General features: G+C 64.4%; 23 protein-coding genes. 9 read left to right on the top strand and 14 right to left on the bottom strand.

Features of this window, described 5'->3' with window-relative positions:
* Positions 1–28: 28 nt before the first annotated feature.
* Both AC5I5I_RS01240 and AC5I5I_RS01235 read right to left on the bottom strand, forming a co-directional pair.
* Positions 29–406: a response regulator gene (locus AC5I5I_RS01240; RefSeq protein WP_495969309.1), complete on the bottom strand. Its 378-nt coding sequence runs from the start codon at positions 404–406 to the stop codon at positions 29–31.
* 6 nt (positions 407–412) lie between these two features.
* Positions 413–1,279: an MJ0042-type zinc finger domain-containing protein gene (locus AC5I5I_RS01235; protein WP_495969308.1), complete on the bottom strand. Its 867-nt coding sequence runs from the start codon at positions 1,277–1,279 to the stop codon at positions 413–415.
* Between the two features lie 181 nt (positions 1,280–1,460).
* Between AC5I5I_RS01235 and ftsE the strand changes: the two genes are divergently transcribed.
* From ftsE to AC5I5I_RS01215, 4 genes are all read left to right on the top strand, one after another.
* Entirely contained in the window at positions 1,461–2,120 is a 660-nt protein-coding gene (ftsE, locus tag AC5I5I_RS01230) for a cell division ATP-binding protein FtsE (protein ID WP_495969307.1), read from the top strand.
* Between the two features lie 6 nt (positions 2,121–2,126).
* Entirely contained in the window at positions 2,127–3,089 is a 963-nt protein-coding gene (locus tag AC5I5I_RS01225) for a cell division protein FtsX (protein WP_495969306.1), read from the top strand.
* 110 nt (positions 3,090–3,199) lie between these two features.
* Positions 3,200–3,793 (top strand): YdcF family protein, encoded by a 594-nt coding sequence (locus AC5I5I_RS01220; protein ID WP_495969827.1) that lies wholly within the window; start codon positions 3,200–3,202, stop codon positions 3,791–3,793.
* A gap of 18 nt (positions 3,794–3,811) precedes the next feature.
* Entirely contained in the window at positions 3,812–4,567 is a 756-nt protein-coding gene (locus tag AC5I5I_RS01215) for a lysophospholipid acyltransferase family protein (protein ID WP_495969305.1), read from the top strand.
* 38 nt (positions 4,568–4,605) lie between these two features.
* Here AC5I5I_RS01215 and AC5I5I_RS01210 read toward each other — a convergent pair whose 3' ends face one another.
* A complete protein-coding gene (locus tag AC5I5I_RS01210; protein WP_495969304.1) occupies positions 4,606–5,187 on the bottom strand; it encodes a gamma-glutamylcyclotransferase in 582 nt (193 codons plus the stop codon).
* 95 nt (positions 5,188–5,282) lie between these two features.
* Between AC5I5I_RS01210 and AC5I5I_RS01205 the strand changes: the two genes are divergently transcribed.
* Positions 5,283–6,389, top strand: coding sequence for a DUF2125 domain-containing protein (locus AC5I5I_RS01205; protein WP_495969303.1), 1,107 nt, complete (start codon positions 5,283–5,285; stop codon positions 6,387–6,389).
* Between the two features lie 103 nt (positions 6,390–6,492).
* On the opposite strand, the gene AC5I5I_RS01200 is transcribed toward AC5I5I_RS01205, so the two are convergent.
* The 3 genes from AC5I5I_RS01200 to AC5I5I_RS01190 form a co-directional block, all read right to left on the bottom strand.
* The gene (locus tag AC5I5I_RS01200) at positions 6,493–7,488 is read right to left on the bottom strand and encodes a prephenate/arogenate dehydrogenase family protein (protein WP_495969825.1); all 996 of its coding nucleotides are present in this window, start codon (positions 7,486–7,488) and stop codon (positions 6,493–6,495) included.
* Between the two features lie 193 nt (positions 7,489–7,681).
* On the bottom strand, positions 7,682–8,782 hold the full coding sequence (hisC, locus tag AC5I5I_RS01195; RefSeq protein WP_495969302.1) for a histidinol-phosphate transaminase: 1,101 nt from the start codon (positions 8,780–8,782) through the stop codon (positions 7,682–7,684).
* Positions 8,783–8,817: 35 nt separating this feature from the next.
* Positions 8,818–9,684, bottom strand: a complete 867-nt coding sequence (locus AC5I5I_RS01190) for a chorismate mutase (RefSeq protein ID WP_495969301.1) — start codon at positions 9,682–9,684, stop codon at positions 8,818–8,820.
* 172 nt (positions 9,685–9,856) lie between these two features.
* Between AC5I5I_RS01190 and metX the strand changes: the two genes are divergently transcribed.
* The 3 genes from metX (at position 9,857) to AC5I5I_RS01175 (ending at position 12,860) form a co-directional block, all read left to right on the top strand.
* A complete protein-coding gene (gene metX / locus AC5I5I_RS01185) occupies positions 9,857–11,050 on the top strand; it encodes a homoserine O-acetyltransferase MetX (protein WP_495969300.1) in 1,194 nt (397 codons plus the stop codon).
* A gap of 112 nt (positions 11,051–11,162) precedes the next feature.
* On the top strand, positions 11,163–11,825 hold the full coding sequence (gene metW / locus AC5I5I_RS01180; protein ID WP_495969823.1) for a methionine biosynthesis protein MetW: 663 nt from the start codon (positions 11,163–11,165) through the stop codon (positions 11,823–11,825).
* A gap of 246 nt (positions 11,826–12,071) precedes the next feature.
* Entirely contained in the window at positions 12,072–12,860 is a 789-nt protein-coding gene (locus AC5I5I_RS01175; protein ID WP_495969299.1) for a TIGR02594 family protein, read from the top strand.
* Between the two features lie 124 nt (positions 12,861–12,984).
* Here the strand turns inward: AC5I5I_RS01175 and AC5I5I_RS01170 are convergent, their stop codons facing one another.
* The 8 genes from AC5I5I_RS01170 to rpmH form a co-directional block, all read right to left on the bottom strand.
* Entirely contained in the window at positions 12,985–13,398 is a 414-nt protein-coding gene (locus tag AC5I5I_RS01170) for a type II toxin-antitoxin system VapC family toxin (protein ID WP_495969298.1), read from the bottom strand.
* Between the two features lies 1 nt (position 13,399).
* Positions 13,400–13,774, bottom strand: coding sequence for a DUF7662 domain-containing protein (locus AC5I5I_RS01165; RefSeq protein ID WP_495969297.1), 375 nt, complete (start codon positions 13,772–13,774; stop codon positions 13,400–13,402).
* Between the two features lie 96 nt (positions 13,775–13,870).
* Positions 13,871–14,746 carry an acetylglutamate kinase gene (argB, locus tag AC5I5I_RS01160; RefSeq protein WP_495969296.1) on the bottom strand — a complete coding sequence of 292 codons (876 nt, stop codon included), beginning with the start codon at positions 14,744–14,746 and terminating at the stop codon, positions 13,871–13,873.
* Between the two features lie 78 nt (positions 14,747–14,824).
* A complete protein-coding gene (locus AC5I5I_RS01155) occupies positions 14,825–15,184 on the bottom strand; it encodes a DUF423 domain-containing protein (protein WP_495969295.1) in 360 nt (119 codons plus the stop codon).
* A 9-nt stretch (positions 15,185–15,193) separates the two neighbouring features.
* Positions 15,194–15,835, bottom strand: a complete 642-nt coding sequence (gene yihA / locus AC5I5I_RS01150) for a ribosome biogenesis GTP-binding protein YihA/YsxC (RefSeq protein WP_495969294.1) — start codon at positions 15,833–15,835, stop codon at positions 15,194–15,196.
* Between the two features lie 152 nt (positions 15,836–15,987).
* The gene (gene yidC, locus AC5I5I_RS01145; RefSeq protein WP_495969821.1) at positions 15,988–17,856 is read right to left on the bottom strand and encodes a membrane protein insertase YidC; all 1,869 of its coding nucleotides are present in this window, start codon (positions 17,854–17,856) and stop codon (positions 15,988–15,990) included.
* Between the two features lie 28 nt (positions 17,857–17,884).
* Positions 17,885–18,238 carry a ribonuclease P protein component gene (rnpA, locus tag AC5I5I_RS01140; RefSeq protein ID WP_495969293.1) on the bottom strand — a complete coding sequence of 118 codons (354 nt, stop codon included), beginning with the start codon at positions 18,236–18,238 and terminating at the stop codon, positions 17,885–17,887.
* Between the two features lie 27 nt (positions 18,239–18,265).
* Positions 18,266–18,400 carry a 50S ribosomal protein L34 gene (gene rpmH / locus AC5I5I_RS01135; RefSeq protein ID WP_428523773.1) on the bottom strand — a complete coding sequence of 45 codons (135 nt, stop codon included), beginning with the start codon at positions 18,398–18,400 and terminating at the stop codon, positions 18,266–18,268.
* Between the two features lie 441 nt (positions 18,401–18,841).
* Here rpmH and AC5I5I_RS01130 point away from each other — a divergent pair, with 441 nt between their 5' ends.
* Positions 18,842–20,302: a sensor histidine kinase gene (locus AC5I5I_RS01130; RefSeq protein ID WP_495969292.1), complete on the top strand. Its 1,461-nt coding sequence runs from the start codon at positions 18,842–18,844 to the stop codon at positions 20,300–20,302.
* Positions 20,303–20,429: the final 127 nt, after the last annotated feature.

Genomic DNA, 20,429 nt, shown 5'->3' with positions numbered 1-20,429 from the left:
CGCCGCGAGCGGTTTGCCCGGATGGAGCTCAATGCATCTGCGGTACCGACAACGCGTCGCGAACGGCGCCGCAGATCGTTGCCAGCGTGAATGGCTTCGGAATCACGTCGCGGATCAAAAGTTCCAGGCCGGAGGCGCGCTCGCGCTGATCGGCATAGCCGGTCATCAGCAGGATCGGCAGCGCCGGATAGTCGCGGCTTGCGGCAAGGGCGAGCGCAATCCCGTCCATCATCGGCATCTTGATATCGGTCAGCAGAAGGTCGAATGCGCCCTCGTCGCGCAGCAGCGCGTCGAGCGCAGCCGCGCCGTCGCTATTGGCAACCACTTCATGCCCGTCTTGTTTCAGAGCCCGCGCGACCAGTTCGCGCAGTGAATCCTCGTCTTCCGCAAGCAGTATTCGCGCCATGACCCCTCACATGAACCCGGCTTGTGCATCGTGCCGGTTGAAGAAACGGACCGATATGCCATTCGCCTCGGCGGGCGGTGAAGCAAGCCGCGTCCGGAACGGCAAGGTTTCGCCGGGCGGCAGCAAGGTGCGGGACGGCCTCGCGGTCCAAGCATAGATTTCCTTGCCGCTGCTGTCGACCACCGCAAAGCGCAGCCGCGGGACTTCGGTGTGACGTGCGGTGGTGCCGACGATTTCACCCTCGACCACCAGCATCGGAATGCCATCCTGCACATCGCGCAGGGTCTTGATGTTTTCGAAGGCGAGTCCGCGCAGATTGACCGGCAGTCCGATGGCCGCATAAAGCGCGGCGGTCTGTGGCAGCAAGCGGACCACCTGCTGACGCGTCGCAATCAGGCACGCCAGTACCAGGACCATCGCGCAGATCGCGGCCGGCAAGGCGTGTCGCGATAGCACGAGCCGTCGGCGCGCTCGCCGTTGGCCTGCGCGCGCAGCCGCGGTCCGTTCGACATTGGTCGGCGCTCCGATGCGTGGACGATCGTAGGCGGGATCGTCGGGCGGTACGATCGAAGGGGCGTCGTAAGTGTCAGCCGCGGTCGCCGCGCCCTGGGGAAGATCTGTATCCGTCAGGCCGGTTCCGCCGCCGCTGGCCCCCGCCAGCCCGACATGCACCACATCGTCCAGAGGCGGCCGTATCAGGGTGGGGTCGAGCGCCTCGTCCGCCGTCGCATACGCCGCTTCTGCAGCGAACTGGCGCGGCTGCTCATACCAGACATTATGGCAGGTCTTGCAGCGAACCGAGCGACCGGTTTCCCCGATGCTTTCGGGGCTCACCTGATAGGAGGTTGCGCAATTGGGGCAGACAATGAGCATCGCTGATTCGCGCCGGTCAGTTTTTCGGCCGCGACGCTAGCAGCCGTTCGTTAACGGATTGGAAACCATACCGGGCTGTGCTTCCCATATTGGCGGGTCCGGCACCCGCTCGACCGGCGGGACGCGCGCCCCGGAAAGACCTGAATGTTCGTGGCATTGGCGGGCATAAACTGGAGGCCGCGTGGTCCGATTCGAGAATGTCGGTTTGCGATACGGGATGGGCCAGGAGATCCTGCGTGACCTGACCTTCCGGATCGAGCCGAATTCGTTCCAGTTCCTGACCGGCCCCTCGGGAGCGGGCAAGACCTCGCTGCTGAAACTTCTGTTCCTGTCGCTGAAGCCGACCCGCGGCCTGATCACGCTGTTCGGCCGCGATACCTCCACACTCGACAACGACAATCTTGCGAGCTTGCGCCGGCGCATCGGCATCGTGTTCCAGGATTTCCGGCTGCTCGACCATATGACCACCTACGAGAATGTGGCGCTGCCGTTCCGCATCATGGGCCGTGAGGAGAGCACCTATCGCTTCGAGGTGATCGAGCTGCTGCAATGGGTCGGGCTGGGCGAACGTATGTGGGCGTTGCCGCCGGTCCTGTCGGGCGGCGAGAAGCAGCGCGCCGCGATTGCCCGCGCAGTGGTGGCGCGGCCGCATCTCCTGCTCGCGGACGAGCCGACCGGCAACGTCGATCCGGGGCTCGGCAAGCGGTTGCTGCATCTGTTCCAGGAATTGAACAAATCCGGCACGTCGATCGTGATCGCGACCCACGACATCGCGTTAATGGATCAGTTTGACGCGCGCCGCCTTGTGCTTCATGGCGGCCGCCTGCACCTGTACGATTGAGGTCGCATGGCGCGCGCATTGAGGACAGCACAGACGGGGGCGAGGGACGCGCAGCGCGCGTCCGTTGCGCCACTGCCGAAGATGGAATCGCCGATCGTGCCGCCTCAGTCGATCGGAGGGCGCGCACTCGTCGCGGTGGTCGCGATCATGACATTTCTCGCATCGCTGACGACCGGAGCGGTGATGCTGGTGCGCATGAATGCCGCCGACTGGCAGGCGGAAGTGCTGCGCGAGGTGACGATCCAGATCAGGCCAGGCGGCGGCGATCTGGACGCGGCGGTCAAGCAGGCATCCGATCTCGCGCGCGGATTTGCCGGTGTGTCCGATGTCCGCCCCTATTCGGGCGAGGAATCCGCGAAGTTGCTGGAGCCTTGGTTCGGCAGTGGGCTCAAGCTCGACGAACTGCCGGTTCCCCGTGTGATTGTGGTGAAGCTCGCCTCCGGCGCGAATGTCGATGTGGCGGCTCTTCGCAATGCGCTGGTCAGCAAGGTGCCGACCGCAACGGTTGACGATCATCGCGGCTGGATCGGACGGATGCGCGCGGTCGCGGATGTCGTGGTGGTGGGCGGTATTATCGTGCTGGGGCTTGTGATCGCGGTGACGATCCTGTGCGTCAACTTCGCGACCCGCGGGGCAATGGCCGCCAATCGTCCGGTGATCGAAGTGCTTCACTTTGTCGGCGCGCAGGACCGCTACATTGCCGGCCAGTTTCAGCGGCATTTTCTCTGGCTTGGGCTGAAGGGCGGCGTCATCGGCGGCCTTGCCGCAATCCTGCTATTCGCCCTGATCGTGCCGGTGGAGGCGATCATTCGCGGCAATGCCGGGCCTGAGCAATTCGCCGCGCTGTTCGGCTCGATGACGCTCGGTTTCTCCGGTTATCTGGTCATTTTCGTGCAGATCGTGGTGATTGCCGCGGTCGCCTCCGAAGCGTCGCGGCGGACCGTGAACCAGACCATTGCCTCGATCTGACCGGCTCCGGTAGGCCAATTTGTCGTTAGTCTGGTAAGGGTTGAGCGATGCCGTCCGCCGAATCACATCGACCCCTGCGTGCGCCGAAGGGGCTACGTTCTGCCCCTTTGATGCGGCTTGTCGGCTGGATGATCGGGCTTGGTCTGCTGTGCGCTGCGGTTTTCTTCGCCGGCTTTGTCTGGTTCGTGGCGCGACTGCCTGCCACCGAACCGGCATTCACCGAAAAGGCCGACGGGATCGTGGTCCTGACCGGCGGCGCGTCGCGGATCGAGGATGCGATCGATCTGCTGGCGAGCAACCGCGGCCAGCGGCTGCTGATTTCCGGGGTCAACCCGATGACCAGCGAACGGGAGATCGCGCGGCTGCGACCGGAGCACGAGAAGATCATCGCCTGCTGCGTCGATCTCGACCGCACCGCCGTCAACACCATCACCAACGCCACCGAGACCCGCCGCTGGGCGATGGATCGCGGGTTCAAGTCGCTGATCGTAGTGACCTCAAGCTATCACATGCCGCGCGCGATGGCGGAATTGTCGCATCAGCTTCCCGACACCGTGCTGATCGAGTTTCCCGTGATCAGCGAGCAGCTGAAAGCCGGCTGGACACATGGCCCGACCTTGCGGCTTTTGTTCACCGAATATCTGAAATACGTCGCTGCGCTGGTGCGTATCCAGGTTCCTGCGATCGACCGGTTTTTCGCGTGATCAATTCGGACTGAACCCGTGATCGTCATCCGCTCCGTCATTTTCAATGTCATTTTCTATCTGGTGCTGTTCGTTTACCTGATCGCGGCGATGCCGACGCTCGCGATGCCGCGCGGCGCGCTATGGGCGATGGTGAAGAGCTGGAGCCGCGTGAATCTCTGGCTCTTGAAGGTCATCTGCAACATCGGCTGCGAATTCCGTGGCCTTGAAAATATCCCGACGGGCGCCGCGCTGATCGCGTCCAAGCACCAGTCGATGTGGGAGACCTTCGCGCTGATCACCGTGCTCGACGATCCCGCCTATATCCTTAAGCGCGAACTGCTCTGGATTCCGTTCTTCGGCTGGTGCGCGGCGAAGGCGGAAATGATCCCGGTGGATCGCGGCCGGCGCTCGCAGGCGCTGGCGGCGATGACCGAGCGCGCCAAACGCGAAACGGCGAGAGGCCGCGAGATCATCATCTTCCCGGAAGGCACGCGGCGCGCACCGGGTGCCGAGCCGAAATACAAATTCGGCGTCGCCTTCCTCTATACGGAGCTTGGCGTGCCCTGCGTACCGGTCGCGCTCAATTCGGGACTGTTCTGGCCGCGGCGGTCGTTCCGCCGCTATCCCGGCGTGGTGCGTGTGGAGTTCCTGCCGGCGATCCCGCCGGGACTCGACCGCCAGACGTTCTACGACCGCCTGCAGGACGCGATCGAAACCAAGACCGCAGAACTGGTGGCGATGGGGACGCGCTCGTCGGCTGAACCATCACTTCGCCCGGGGCGCGAAACGTAAGGCGCAACAAGCGCAGCGCATTGCCCTACGGACTTGCGTTATGTCAGCGGGGGAAGGGGAGACTCGTGCCCCGCGCCCTTCAGCCGCTCCGCCAGTGCATGCAGTTCCGCATCGCGGCAGCCGAGCCGCTCAAGTTCAGCCACCGTCGCCAGCACGTAATCCGGATTGGGGCCCGAGCGTCCGTGCCCCTGCCGGATCAGATGCAGGCGCTGGTCGAGCGACAGCTTGCCAGCATATTGAGGATGGCCGCGATCGACAATGTAGGTCAGCGCCTCGATCCTCCGTTCCGGCTTGCCGAGCAGCGTCACGTTGCGCAGCACCTCGAGATAGACCGCGGTGATCTGTTCGCGCTCGCGCAGATAGGCGATGGTCGCGGCGCGGTCGGCGGCGGCGACCCGAAAGGCGAGGCCCCGGCAGGCGCCGCCGCGGTCCAGCCCCAGCACCAATCCCGGCCGCTCCGGGGTGCCGCGATGGACGAAGGAATAGACGCAGAGCGAGCGGTGCAGACCGGTGACCCGGGCCGGGACCTTCTCGACAAACGAAAAGCCCGGCCGCCACAGCAGCGAGCCGTAGCCGAAAACCCATAAATCGTCGGGAATCTGGTCGATTGCGAGCTTCATTGGACGAGATCGGGACTACCACGCTGCGGTCAACATCGAAACGCCGTATTCGGCGAACCTTTGGCGGCTTATAAGGGGCAAAATGGATGTCGCCCATGGACTATGACCCGACGCCACGGCGCCGCCGCTCGATCGGCTGGCTCATTCCAGCACTGGTGCTGGTGATCATCGCCGCCGGCTGGAGCGCATTCTGGTTTTACGCCGCCGACCGGGCGCGCGAGACCATCGCCGGCTGGATCGAGCGCGAAGCACGCGGTGGGCGGGTCTACGCCTGTGGCTCGGAGGCGCTCGGCGGCTTTCCGTTCCGGATCGAGTTCCATTGCAATCTGGCGAGCGCCAACCTGGAGAAAACCCGGCCACCGCTGAAGCTGACCGCCACGCATATTCACGCGGCTGTACAGGTCTACCAGCCGACGCTGGTGATCGCGGAGGTCGAGGGACCGCTGATTGTTGCCGAGGCCGGCCAGCCGCCGAGCATGACCGCGAACTGGTCGCTCGGCCAGATCAGCCTGCGCGGCACGCCACGCAATCCGCAGCGGGTGTCGTTCTCTACCGAGAAGTTCTCGCTCGATCAAAACAGTGCCGGCAAGCCGGAGCGGGTGTTCACGGCCGAGAAGGGCCAGCTTCACGGCCGGCTCGCGTCCGGTACGGTGCGGGACGATCCGGTGATCGATGTGGCTGCCATGCTCAGGGCCGCAAGCGCCACGTCGTGGCATCCGGCGCTCGTACAGCCATTCGATTTCGACGGCGACACGCGGCTGATCGGCCTGCGCAATTTCCAGCCCAAATCCTGGGCCGAACGCTTCAAGGAAATTCAGCTCTCCAACGGCCGGATCGAGGTGCGCAACGCGCGATTTCAGCAGGGTGACATGCTCGCGGTTGCAACCGGCAATCTGAAGCTGACCCGCCAAGGTTATCTCGACGGCGAACTGATGGTCACCGCAAGCGGGATCGAGAAGCTTTTGCCCGCACTCGGGCGAGACATGCTGGCGCAGCAGCGCAGCAGCCGGAGCCAGCGGCTCGGCGCGGCGCTGAACCTGCTCGATCAGATGGCGCCCGGCGCGATTGCCGGCGCGGTGTCGCTCCTGGGCGAGCAGGTCGAGCTTGAGGGCAAACGCGCAACCAAGGTGCCGCTCAAGTTCAAGGATGGCGTTGCGACGCTCGGTCCGGTGAAGCTTGGGCAGACGCCGCCGCTGTTTTGAATATCCGACCTTAGCCACATACTCCGTTCATTCCCGCGCAAGCGGGAATCCAGTCTTTGACCCTGGGTCCCCGCTTTCGCGGGAACGAACGGCGGAGGTTCAATCAATCGTCGTCCGAGGCGTAGGGCCGCACGATCGGAGCGATCGGCAGCGGCCCATGCGGGCGGCCAAAGTCCGGCGCCGCGGAATCTTGCCCGATGGTGACGATGCCGCGCCGGATCGCGCGCGTGCGGGTGAAGTGTTCGAACAGCGCCTCGCCGTCGCCGCGCCGGATCGCGCGGGTCAGCTTCGACAGATCCTCGTTGAAGGTGCCGAGCATTTCCAGCACCGCATCCTTGTTGTGCAGGAACACGTCTCGCCACATCGTCGGGTCCGAGGCCGCGATGCGGGTGAAATCGCGGAAGCCGCCGGCGGAGAATTTCAGGACCTCGGATTCGGTGACATCGCCCAGTTCGTTCGCGGTGCCGACGATGGTGTACGCGATCAGATGCGGGAGATGGCTGGTGATCGCGAGAACCAGATCGTGATGCTCCGGCGTCATCACCGCGACATTGGCGCCGATCTTTTCCCAGAAGGCCTGCAGCGTTTCGGTCGCGGTCGCGTCGGTACCTTCGACCGGCGTGAGAATGCACCAGCGATTGACGAATAACTCGGCGAAGCCCGCATCCGGGCCTGAATTCTCGGTGCCGGCGACCGGATGCGCGGGAATGAAATGCACGCCCTCCGGTACGAACGGCGCCATTTCGCGCGCGACCGAGGCTTTCACCGAACCGACATCGGATAGGATCGCACCGGGCTTGAGGCTGGCCGCGATCTCTTTCGCGACATCGCCACAAGCGCCGACCGGAACCGCGATCACGACAAGGTCCGCATCCTTCACCGCGGCGGCGCTGGTCTCGGCGACGTCATCGGCAAAGCTTGCGCCGATCTCGCGCACGCGCTTTCGCGCCTCTGGAGAGGCGTCCGTCACCACAACGGTCTTCGCCGCGCCCGTGGCCTTGGCGGCGCGCGCCACCGATCCGCCGATCAGTCCGGCGCCGATCACGGCGAGGCGGGAGATGGTGGGTGTGTTCGTCATCATTGCGCGACGCGAGCGCAGTCTGCTCCCCTCCCCCCGCGAAGCGGCGGGGAGGGGTCGGGGGTGGGGGGAGCAGTCGTGAGGTCGGAACCCAGTGCGCTATGCGACGCATGCCCCCCACCCCGGTTCGCCTCGCTGACGCGACGCGAACCGACCCTCCCCACCGCTTCGCGGCGGGAGGGAAAAGGAGGAGAGCGCAGCGCAAACGCTACCATCACTTGCCCATGAACTCGGCCAGCGTCTTCACCGTCAGCCGGTTGGCTTCCTCGCTGCCGACGGTCATGCGCAGGCAATTCGGCAGTTTGTAGGCCCGCACCGCGCGCATGACCACGCCGCGCGAGGTCAGGAGGGCATCGGCCTCGGCTGCGGTCTTGCCCGGCGTTTCCGGGAAATGCAGCAGGATGAAATTGCCGACGCTCGGTGTCACCTTGATGCCGAGCTTCTCCAGCTCGGTGGTGAGCCAGGGCAGCCATTTTTCGTTATGCGCGCGCGCCTTGTCGAGATGCGCGGTGTCGTTGATCGAGGCGATGCCGGCGGCGATCGCGGGCGCATTGACATTGAACGGCCCGCGGATGCGGTTCAGCGCATCGATGATATGCGCGGGACCGTAGATCCAGCCGAGCCGCAGCGCGGCGAGCCCATGGATCTTCGAGAACGTGCGCAGCATCACGACATTTTCCGATGTCGCGACCAGTTCGATGCCGGCCTCGTAATCGTTGCGCTTGACGTATTCGCAATAGGCCGCATCGAGCACCAGCATCACATGCGGCGGCAATCCGGCGTGCAGGCGCTTGACCTCGTCGAACGGGAGGTAGGTGCCGGTCGGATTGTTCGGATTGGCGAGGAAGACCAGCTTGGTCTTCGGCGTCACCGCCTTCAGGATTGAATCCACATCCGCGGTGAAGTTCTTCTCCGCGGCGATCACCGGCTTGGCACCGGCGCCGAGCGTTGCAATCGGATACATCAGGAAGCCGTGGGTGGTGTGGATCGCCTCGTCGCCGTCGGCGAGGTAGCCGCGCGCCAGGAGGTTGATCAGGTCGTCGGAGCCGGCGCCGCAAATGATGCGGTTCGGGTCTAGCCCGAGCGCCCTGCCGATGGCTTCGCGCAAGGCGGTCGCGGCGCCGTCGGGGTAATCCTGCAGTTCGTTGGCAACGGACTTGTACGCCTCGATCGCCTTCGGGCTGGCGCCGAGCGGGCTCTCGTTCGACGACAGCTTGTGGATCTTGTCGACGCCCGGTGCCGAGGATTTGCCGGGCACATAGGCGGCGATGTCGAGAACGCCGGGGCGCGGCTGCGGACGCGTTGCTGCAGTCATTTCGGAAACACCTCAACAGGAGAATAAGCGGACGACTATCGCGAGGCGGCCACCGGCCGCGCTTCCGCAAGCGTATAGCGGGTCGCGTGGCTGCCGACGAGGGCCGTGGAGCGGACCGAAGCCCCAGCCTTCACCAGCGCGTCGGTGATGGCGGCGAGGGTCTGCCCCTTGGGGACCGAGATCAGCAGCGCCGCGCCGTCGAAGGCGCCGTCCGGCTCCGCAATCACCTCGGCCAGCGGGGCGAGGGTGCGGGCCGCGGCAGCGCCCCAGCCCGAGACCCGGACGCTATGGACCTCGACTTCGGCCATCACCGCATCGGCCGCCGGATGCGCCACCGCAAAGACCGGCAGCGAGGCCGGATGATCCGGACGCTCCACGAAAGGCAGGCGGGCGATGATCTTTGGCGCCTTCTCGGCTTCCAGCGATTGCCACCAGGCGCCGGCGCCGGCGACCGAGACCGCCGGCACCAAAGCGAGATCGCCCTTCGAGGCGGCGACCGCGGCGATGGCGGGGCCGGCGCCCATATGCGGCAGGAACGGCACCGTGAAGCCGAAATGAAAGCGCGCGGAATCCCGCATCGCGGCTTCTCCGACCGTAAGGTCGGCATGGACGGAATAGGGCGCCTGGACATGGGTGAAGGTCGCGATGATGACCCGCCAGATGCTCTCGACGGTATCGAGCGGCAGAATGCCGCGATGGCGCTCGACCAGTTTGCGCATCATCGAGACTTCGCGCGCCGGGCGGAAGGCCGAGCCGGATTCCTGCGTGCCCTTCACCTTGATCAGGTTCTCGATGATCTCGCTGCGCTCGATCAGGAGGGCATGCATGGCCTCGTCGATCCGGTCGATTTCGGCGCGCAGGGCGGCGAGCGAGGGGGCTGATTGTTGGGCCTGATCGGACATGGTTTTCTCATTAACGCTGGGGCTCATGATTAGGTGGGCAGGCCCCCGAAATCAAAGAAAACATTGACTTAATGGCGGTGAGGCCTACCTAGAACGACCGGCTCCCAGGCCGGGACAGCCGGGTCCGCCGCGTCAGGCGAGAGCCGGGCGGAGAGTGTCGGGTTAAAGCGTAATGGCCGAGGCCGATCTCAAATCCACGAAAGGCGTGCGCTCTCGCGCACAAGAGGCGGAAAGCCCGCGGGAATCGCTTGTGGTCCGCTTCGGTGCGGACCGTCCGCTGAAGCTCGATTCCGGCATTGCGCTGTCGCCGTTCCAGATCGCCTACAAGACGTACGGCCAGCTCAATGCGCAGCGCAGCAACGCCATCCTGATCTGCCATGCGCTGACCGGCGACCAGCATGCCGCCAGTGTGCATCCGGTCACCGGCAAGAACGGCTGGTGGGAGACCATGGTCGGCCCGGGCAAGCCGATCGATACCGAGCGCTATTTCGTCATCTGCTCCAATGTGGTCGGCGGCTGCATGGGCTCGTCGGGCCCGTCCTCGATCGATCCGAAGACCGGCCAGCCCTACGGCCTCGAATTTCCGGTCATCACCATCCGCGACATGGTCCGCGCCCAGGCGATGCTGATCGACCATCTCGGCATCGATACGCTGTTTGCCGTGGCCGGCGGATCGATGGGTGGGATGCAGGTGCTGCAATGGGCGGAAAGCTTTCCGCACCGCGTGTTCAGCGTGCTCCCCATCGCCTGCGCCACCCGGCATTCGGCGCAGAATATCGCCTTCCACGAGGTCGGCCGGCAGGCGGTGATGGCCGACCCGGAATGGCGGCATGGCCGCTACACCGTCGAGGGCACCAATCCGCATCGCGGTTTAGCGGTCGCACGCATGGGTGCGCATATCACCTATATGTCCGACGCTGCCCTGCACCGGAAGTTCGGGCGCCGATTCCAGGATCGCACCAACCCCACGTTCTCGTTCGACGCCGATTTCGAGGTCGAGAGCTATCTGCGGCATCAGGGCTCGTCCTTCGTCGAGCGTTTCGATGCGAATTCCTATCTCTATCTCACCCGCGCGATGGACTATTTCGATATCGCCGCGGAGCATGACGGCGTGCTGGCGAATGCGTTCAAGAATTCGCCGACGCGCTTCTGCGTCGTCAGCTTCACCAGCGACTGGCTGTTCCCGACCTCGGAATCGCGTGCCATCGTGCATGCGCTGAATGCCGCAGGAGCGCGTGTCTCGTTCGCCGAGATCGTCACCGACAAGGGCCACGACGCCTTCCTGCTCGAGGAGCCGGAATTGTTCGCAATCATTCGCGGCTTCCTCGACGGCGCTGCGCGGGCGCGGGGGCTCGTGGTGGCATGACGCCGAAAAGTGTGCAGCGGTTTTCGGATCACGTCATGCCGGGTATGGGCATGACGCCGAAAAGTGTGCAGCGGTTTTCGGACTACGTCATGCCGAGTATAGAGCTATGAACATGCATACCCGCCCGCAACGCGAACTGGCGATCCCGCATGCCGCCCGCACCGCCACCGGCGCTCGCGTCGATCTGCTGGTGGTATCGCAGATGGTCGAGCCCGGCGCCAAGGTGCTCGATGTCGGCTGCGGCGACGGCGAACTGCTCAAGATTCTGACCGAGACCAAGAATGTCGACGGACGCGGCATCGAGATCTCGCGCGAGGGCGTCAATCTGTGCGTCGCCAAGGGGCTCGCTGTGATCCAGGGCGATGCCGATACCGACCTCGCCGATTACCCGAACGATGCGTTCGATTACGTCATCCTGTCGCAGACCCTGCAGGCGACCTGGCGGCCGCGCGTGGTGCTGGAACACATGCTGCGTATCGGCGAGCGCGCGATCGTATCGTTTCCGAATTTCGGTCACTGGAAAATGCGGCTGAAGCTTCTATTCCTCGGCCGCATGCCGCGCACCAAGAATCTGCCGGACACCTGGTACGACACCCAGAACATTCACTTTTGCACGATCCGCGATTTTCGCGATCTCTGTAACGAGATCGACATAAAAATGGAGGCTGCGGTCGCGCTGAATGCGTGGGGCGGCAAGCTTCGCCTGAATGCGCCGTGGTGGTTCTGGAATTTGTTCGGCGAACAGGCCGTGTTCCTGCTGAGCCGCAAGCGTTAGGCACTCTGCCTGCGACCTTTGTCGCACGCCGCGCGCCATATTTCGTTCCGGTTTGCATCAATGTTTCAGTTCGAAAGCTGATGTGAATACTCCGCCGGATTCTGGTCCCATTCCGGCCCGCTTCTCCCGTCATTGCGCAGGCCTCGCCGCCGTGTCCGTCACGGCGGCGTTTTCGTGACCGCCGTACGCCGAGCGCGCGTGCGGTGACCTGCAACGGGACAAGAAGAAAACGGGATTGATCCATTGATGACGTTCAAGCTGACGACAATCGAACCGACAACGACCACACGCACCACGACCACAACAAAGCCGACACGACGCTTCTCCAGGGCCTTCGCACTCGCCGCCATGATCGCAACCGCGATCGTCCTCTCCCAGACGACAGCCGAAGCGCGGCGCTACAAGCAGAAAACCGTCCGCCATCACGTGACCGCCACGGCCCCTGTTTCGGGCGGTATCCACGGCTCGGGCAACCAATATGCGCATCTCGCGTATGGAAGCGCGGCAGCGCCGGCAAAGCGCTCCGCAAGGAATACGCGGCAGTGGCGCAACGCGGGCGCAGCCGCGACCAGAGCGACGCGTGCGCATTCACCGCGCGTCACGCGGGCGGCGCGGCGCTCCTATGCCGCAGTTCAGCCAACGGCGGGTATGGCTTCGGGCATGGGATCAGGCATGGCTATGGGCATGGGCTCGTCCGGGCTGGTGGCCAAGGCACGCAGCTATCTCGGCACCAACCCGACCGGCATGAGCGCGGCCTGGTGCGCCCGCTTCATGAATATGGTGCTGGAGAGGTCCGGCCGGCGCGGCACCGGATCGAACATGGCGCGCTCGTTTGCCAATTATGGCCGCCGGGTCTCCGGCCCGCAGGTCGGCGCGATTGCCGTGATGTCACGAGGCCGCGGTGGCGGGCACGTCGGAATCGTCTCCGGGATCGACAAGTCCGGCAATCCCATCATCATTTCCGGCAATCATAACCGCCGGGTGGGCGAAGCGGCTTATCCCCGCGGCCGCATTTACGCCTATGTGATGCCTTGATCGCCCGCTGAAATCACTCCGTCGTGAGCGCTTTTGTAATGCGTAGCGCAGCACGAGGGGGAAGGGACCACGGCCGCCCATGGGCGGCCGTGGCGTTTGTCAGGTTGGGGGTGAGTTTGGCCCATCAGCATTCGACGACGTGAACGTGCCCTTGCTTGCCGTAAGCAACGAGAGCACGGTCTCGCGTGAGGAGGGTACAAGCAAGGTCTCGCGCCGTGGCCGCGATGATCCGGTCAGCGGGATCACGCGGTGGTTCGCCCGGCAGGAATGACGATTCGACTAAGAGGTCAGGTCGCATGTCGGCGAGGCGTACCAACGGCGCTTCAAGCATCCGCGAGAACCATCGCTGCGGCGAGGTCAGAAGTTGGATTCGGTTTCGGGAGGCCAGCAACCCGATCTCCCATGCGCTGATAGGCGAGATATATGTAGGGACGCCTGCCGCATGAGCGCCGTTCATCAAATCCGTGGCCTCGCGCCTGATGTTATGATCTTCGGCGATGAAGATCAGCGCGCAAGTGTCGAGCAGCAGCGGGCGCACGTTACCTGTCGCCCCAGTGAGGGTCGGCTGGTTTTGTCACGTCGGTGCCGGGATTGATGCGAAGGAGGCCCTTTGAAAGTCCGAAGAGCGGGTGGCGGCCCGGTGCGCTGGTTGTCGAGGGCGATGGTTCGCTTTTCCGAACGCGTTTGAACACCAGCTTGCGTTCGGCCATGTCGACCTGCTCGGTCTCAAATCCCGCGTCGAGCCAGACCTTGGTCATCACGCTGTTGGTCGGGTTATTGCTCCACCAGGCGCGATACCGCGCCGAGGACGGCAGTTTGGTTCGCGTAATGCGCTCGACATCGGCGAAGCTGAGCCGCACTTCGCTGGCTGATTGGGCGCGGAGAAACTCCCCCAACGGGTCGTATTTCGACATCGCCGCCTCATATATACAGTAAATATGTAGTAATATTTACTGTTGTGGCGCGTGTTGTCAAGGCTCGGCAGCTGCGCGATGTGTCGGTAAACCCGCCTACCGATGGATCAGCGTGCCGGCGCCGTGGTCGGTGAACAATTCCAGCAGCACGGCATGCTTTTCCTTGCCGTCGAGGATCACCACGCCCTCGACGCCCTGCTCAAGTGCGGTGATGCAGGTCTCGACCTTGGGGATCATGCCGCCGGAGATGGTGCCGTCGGCGATCAGCTTGCGCACGTCGTTCATCGACATGTCAGGGATCAGCTTCTTGTTCTTGTCGAGCACGCCCGGCACGTCGGTCAGCAGCAGCAGGCGCTTGGCCTTCAGCGCGCCGGCGATATAGCCCGCGAAAGTGTCGGCATTGACGTTGTAGGTTTCGCCGTTCGGGCCGGACGCGATCGGCGCCAGCACCGGAATGAGTTCGCGGCCGATGATCTGGTCGAGCACCGAGGTGTCGATCTTTTCCGGCTCGCCGACGAATCCGAGATCGACCACATCCGCCACGGACGCGCCGCTCGGGCTGCCGGCCTTGCGCGCGACTACCATGTTGCCGTCCTTGCCGCACAACCCCACGGCCTTGCCGCCGGCCTGATTGATGTGGCTGACGATCTGCTTGTTGATCGAGCCGGCCAGCACCATCTCGACGATCTCGACGGTCGCCGCATCGGTGACGCGCAGTCCGCCCGAGAATTGCGATTTGATGCCGAGCCGGTTCAGCATCGCCGCGATCTGCGGGCCGCCGCCATGCACCACCACCGGGTTGATCGCGGTCTGCTCCAGCAGCACGATATCGCGGGCAAAGGCGCGCGCAGCTTCCTCCTCGCCCATGGCGTGGCCGCCGTACTTGATCACGACGATCTCCTCGTCGTAGCGCTGCATATGCGGCAGCGCCTCGGACAGAATACGGGCCTGGTCAAAGGGGGAAACCGTCATTACGGGGAGTCCTTGGCGTGGAAAACCGGCAGGAGATTTCGCGGCGGTTTTAGCGGGCCGCCCTTGATTGCGGAAGGCCTAACGCATCGCGAGGAAGGCCGACACCGCCAGCAAGGCCCAGCCGCCGATCATGACGATGCCGCCCGCCGGCGCCGCCATCGGAAAAAGCCGGTGGCCGGCATAGGCGCGCAGCGCGAGATCGCCGGAAAACAGCGCCACCCCGGCCAGCAGAACGATTGCGGCCGCGATCCCGAGCGGCCGGCTGACAAGTCCGGACGCGATCCCGGCACAGGCCGCGATCACCGCGGCCGCGTGAAACAGCAGCATGTGGCCGGCGCTGTCGAGCCCCGTTCCCGGCTTCGCATGGGCGCCGGCGGCCGCGAAAATAATCCCGGCGCAGCCGAACAGCGCGGTGATGCCAGTCAGGACCTGCAGCATGTGTCTCTCCTATTTGCGTTCGGCGACCAGGCGCGCGATCGCCGCTCGCAGTTCCGGAATGCCGGTGCCCTCGCGCGACGAGGTTGCGATCACGTCGGGAAACGCCGCCGCGCTTTTCACGATCCGTGCCGACACGTCGGCGATGCGCGCCGCGAGGTCGGCCGCGGAGAGCTGGTCGCATTTGGTCAGCACGATCTGGTGCGACACCGCGGCGCTGCGCAACAGGTCGAGGGCCGGCTTGTCGGCTTCCTTGATGCCGTGGCGGCTGTCGATCAGCACATAGACCCGGGCCAGGTTGGCGCGGCCCTGCAGATAGGCATGGATCAGGTCGGTCCAGGCCCGGACCTTGGCCTTCGGCGCCTCGGCGTAGCCGTAGCCCGGCATGTCGGCGAGCCGCAGATTGTCCGGTCCCTGAAAGAAGATGATCTCCTGGGTGCGGCCGGGCGTATGCGAGGTACGCGCGAGCGCCTTACGTCCGGTCACCGCATTGATCAGCGAGGATTTGCCCGCATTGGAGCGGCCGGCAAAGGCGATCTCCAGCCCCTTCATCGGCGGCAGCGTCTCGACCGAAGCCCCGGCCCAGATGAATTGCCAGTCGCCCGCGAACAGCTTGCGTCCGGCCTCGATCTCGCTGTGGGTATAGGTGGTCATAGGCCCTCCCTTGGTCGGTGCCGGGCTTGCAGTCAAGCTTGAGCGAGGTGACGCGGTTCGGTCCGAGCGTCCTGCCCGAGACAAGAATGGCCGGGACGAAGCCCGGCCATTCTCGTCGCCCGGTCAAGCCGGGCAGTGACAATTGAGATGCGTCACGCCTTCGGCGTCTGCGGTTTCTTCTTGCCGAACATTTCCGACAGATTGTCCCACAGCTCGATCTTCGCACCGTGCTTTTTCATGATGTAGGACTGCTGCAGCACCGACAGCGTGTTGTTCCAGGCCCAGTAGATCACGAGACCGGCCGGGAAGCTCGCCAGCATGATGGTGAACAGCAGCGGCATCCAGTCGAAGATCATCTTCTGCGTCGGATCCGGCGGCGACGGGTTCAGCTTCATCTGGAAGAACATCGTGATGCCCATGATGATCGGCCAGATTCCGATCATGAGATAGACGCCGATCACCGGCACGTTGGCCGGATTCCAGGGGATGAGCCCGAACAGATTGAAGATCGTGGTCGGATCCGGCGCGGCCAGATCCTTGATCCATCCGAAGAACGGCGCGTGCCGCATTTCGATGGTGATGAACAGAACCTTGTACAGCGCGAAGAAGACCGGGATCTGCACCAGGATCGGCAGACAGCCCGCCAGCGGGTTGATCTTTTCCTGCTTGTACAATTCCATCAAGGCCTGCTGCTGCTTGACCTTGTCGTCCTTGTAGCGCTCGCGCAGCTCCATCATCTGCGGCTGCACCGTCTTCATCTTCGCCATCGAGGCGTAAGACTTGTTGGCCAGCGGGAAGAACACGATCTTGATGATGACGGTGACGGCCAGGATCGCGAGGCCGAAATTGCCGAACAGCCGGAAGAAATAATCCAGCGCCCAGAACAGCGGCTTGGTGATGAAATAGAACCAGCCCCAGTCGATCAGCAGTTCGAACCGGTTGAGCTTGAGCGTGGTGTCGTAGCCGTCGATCAGCGACACTTCCTTGGCGCCGGCGAACAGTCGCGCCTTGGCGCTGCCGGTGCCGCCGGCCGCGACGGTGACGGGATCGAGCAGGTAATCGGTCTGGTAGACCTTGCGATTGTTGTGGTCGCGCGCCGAGAAGGTCGCCTGCAGCTTGGCATTGGTCTCTGGCAGCAGTGTCGCCGCCCAATATTTGTCGGTGATGCCGAGCCAGCCATTGGTGATGCCGAATGCGACCTGCTTTTCTTTCTCGATATTGCTGTACGAGAATTCCTGCAGGCCCTTGTCGCCCATGACGCCGATCAGGCCTTCATGCAGGATGTAATAGCCGAGGATCTCCGGCTTGCCGTGGCGCGAGATCAGCGCATAGGGATAGAGCGTGAGCGGCTCGCTGCCGCGATTGATGACATTGTCCTCGATGGTGAAGAGGTAGTTCTCGTCGACGCCGATCGTGCGACGGAATTCGAGGCCTTCGCCGTTGTCCCAGGTCAGTGTGATCGGCTTGCCGACACCGAGAGCGCCCGAGCCGGCTTGAGTCCAGATCGTGGTGTCGTCGGGGACCTTGACCTTGCTGCCGGCGGCGTTGGTCCAGCCGAATTGTGCGTAGAACGGATGCGGGCTGCCGGACGGCGCGAGCAGCACGATCGCTGGCGATTTCGGATCGACGGTCTCGCGATACTTGATGAGCGACACGTCGTCGATGCGGCCGCCGCGCAGCGACACCGAGCCCTGGATGGTCGGGGTCTCGATCTTCACCCGCGGCGAGGCGGCGAGTACGGCCTCGCGGGTATAGATCTGTCCCGGAATGGTCGGCTGGCCGGGAACGGCCGGCGCAGCGGCGCCCGGCTGCTGGGTCGCGCCGGGCTCAGGTGTGGCGCCTGGCTGCGGGATCGTACCCGGTGCCGTCTGCTGGGCCTGTTGTTGCTGTTGCTGCTGCTGACGCAGCTTCGCCTCTTCGCGCTGTCTCTCCAACTGCGGGCCGCCGATGAAATACTGCCAGCCAAGGATCACGAGCAGCGAAAGCCCGATCGCAAGAAACATGTTCTTCTGGTCGCTGATCATGTGTTCTTAGCTCACGGGTCTCGGGTTAACCTGCATCCGATTTCGGCTTGCGCCGCGTCGTGTGGATGCGCGCGATGGCGCGGCCGTAATCGGCGATCAGGTCGGAAAAGTCGGCCGACAACGCCGCCCGACGCCCGACAAGCACATAATCATGTCCGGCCTGCAACGCATCCGCCGAATTCAGCCGGACCAGTTCGCGGAGCCGGCGGCGGACACGGTTCCGCTCTGGGGCATTGCCGACCTTGCGGGACACCGTGAAACCGACCCGTACCGGGCCCTTGTCGCTTCGGTCGCGTGCTTGCAGCACAAAACCGGCGGACGGCACTTTGACCCCGCCGGTTGCGGCCACGAAATCCGCTCGCTGTTTCAGGCGCTCCATAGGGCCGGCCTTCAGGGCCGCCCCGGATCAGGCGCTGAGGCGCTTGCGGCCGCGCGCACGCCGCGCTGCCACGACCTTACGGCCACCCGTGGTGGCCATTCTGGCGCGGAAGCCGTGCCGGCGCTTGCGCACGAGCTTGCTCGGTTGATAGGTCCGTTTCACGGGGAAAGTCTCCGCTGGTCGCGGCGCAATGCCGGATGCTTCGGTTGGTGCGCACCGGCACAAAGGCTGCAACACTCGCGCCGCGATTAAGTCTCGCCGCAAAAGTCCGCCGATGCCGGATTTCCGGGCGCTTATACGGGACCGGGCGGCCTGTCGTCAATGCGACAGCTGGACCGTCTGGCGACCTCCGGTCTCCGGATCGGGGGCCCGGTGAGGGCCGCTCGATCCCTAAAAGGATCGGGGATTGGCCATCGGCTGGAACGGCGGGGAACTTTCGCCTGTCCGCGGGTTCCGCCAAAGTCCCCCTGCGGCGCTCTTAACCAATCCGGACGGTTCAGGCGGCCATTTTTGCGCCCGGTTTGACGAGTTCATGCTACTGCCGCATCATGGGCCTAATACGGAGGCTCGCCCGATTCAGCCGAGCCCGTACAGGCAGCATTGATGACCGATCTGGACGATCAAGGCCCGGTCCGCGCGCCGCGCTTCGGGCTATCCGGGAAGCTCCTCATTCTCACGATTCTGTTCGTCATGATCGTGCAGGTGCTGATCTATGTCCCGTCCGTCTCCACCTTTCGGCTGAACTGGCTCAACGACCGGCTCGCCGCCGCGCGGACTGCCGCGCTCGTTCTTTATGCCGCGCCGAGCGGCATGGTCCCCGACGACCTGGCCCGCGACATCCTCGCCAGCATCGGGGCCCAGGCGGTCGTCATGAAGACCGGCCAGACCAGGCGTCTGCTGGCGGTCACCGAGATGCCGGCGGAGATGCACCGCAATTTCGATCTGCGTGACGTGAGCTGGTTCGATGCCGTCCGGGGCGCCTATCACGGACTGTTCGATCCGAAGGACTCGATCCTGCGGGTGATCGGGACGGCGCCACGCGACGGCGAATTCCTCGAAATCCTGATCCGGAACGAGCCGCTGCAGCAGGCGATGCTGCGCTTTTCGCGCAATGTCGTGGTGGCGTCGCTGATTATTTCGGCCTCCACGCTGGCGCTCGTCTACCTTGCTCTGCATTTCATGTTCGTGCGGCCGATGCGGCGCATCACCCGCAATATCATGGCGTTCCGGGCCGACCCGGAAAATCCCTCGCGCACGATCAGGGTGTCCAAACGCAACGATGAGATCGGCGTTACCGAGCGCGAACTCGCGTCGATGCAGAGCAATCTGACCTCGATGTTGCACCAGCGGGCGCGGCTTGCCGCGCTCGGGCTGGCCGTGTCGAAGATCAACCATGACCTGCGCAATATGCTGGCTTCGGCGCAGCTCGTTTCAGATCAATTGTCGAGCGTGCGCGATCCGCGGGTGCAACGCTTCGCTCCCAAGCTCTTGCGCACGCTTGAGCGCGCGATCGAGTTCTGTCAGTCGACACTATCCTATGGCCGCGCGCAGGAAGCGCCGCCGGATCGCCGAATGATTTCGGTGGAGGCGCTGGTCGACGAGGTCCACGAGACCCTCGGCCTCAATCCGGCAAGCGATGTCGGCTGGATCGTCTCGATCGAGCGCGGGCTCGAGATGGACGCGGACCACGATCACATGTTCCGGGTGCTGCTCAACCTCACCCGCAACGCCATGCAGGCGCTGGAGGCGCGCGCGCCCAACAACCCGCTGCGCGATCAGATCCGTGTCACCGGCCGGCGCGAAGGCGGCGTTGTGGTGATCGAGGTGTCCGACACGGGCCCCGGCTTCCCGCCGCGCGCCCGCGAGCATCTGTTCCAGGCCTTTTCCGGATCGGCCCGGCCGGGCGGAACCGGGCTTGGCCTTGCGATCGCCGCAGAACTGGTCCGCGCGCATGGCGGCGAAATCCGCCTCGTCGAGGGCACGATCGGCGCCACCTTCCACCTGACGATCCCCGATCAGGCTGTCGATCTCGATTCCTGGCGTGAGGAGAGGGTGAGCGCCTGAGGCCGGATTCCGGGCAAAAAGCCTTGCCATCGGGGAAGGGGAGCGATAGCTATCCGCCGTTGCGTCGGCCTTGCGTCCTGGGTGGCCGTTTCCGAGATCAGCCTTCAATTCCGGATCGATATCCGGG

The sequence above is a fragment of the Pseudorhodoplanes sp. genome (assembly GCF_059499825.1).
This window is presented reverse-complemented; position numbering and strand designations above follow the sequence as displayed.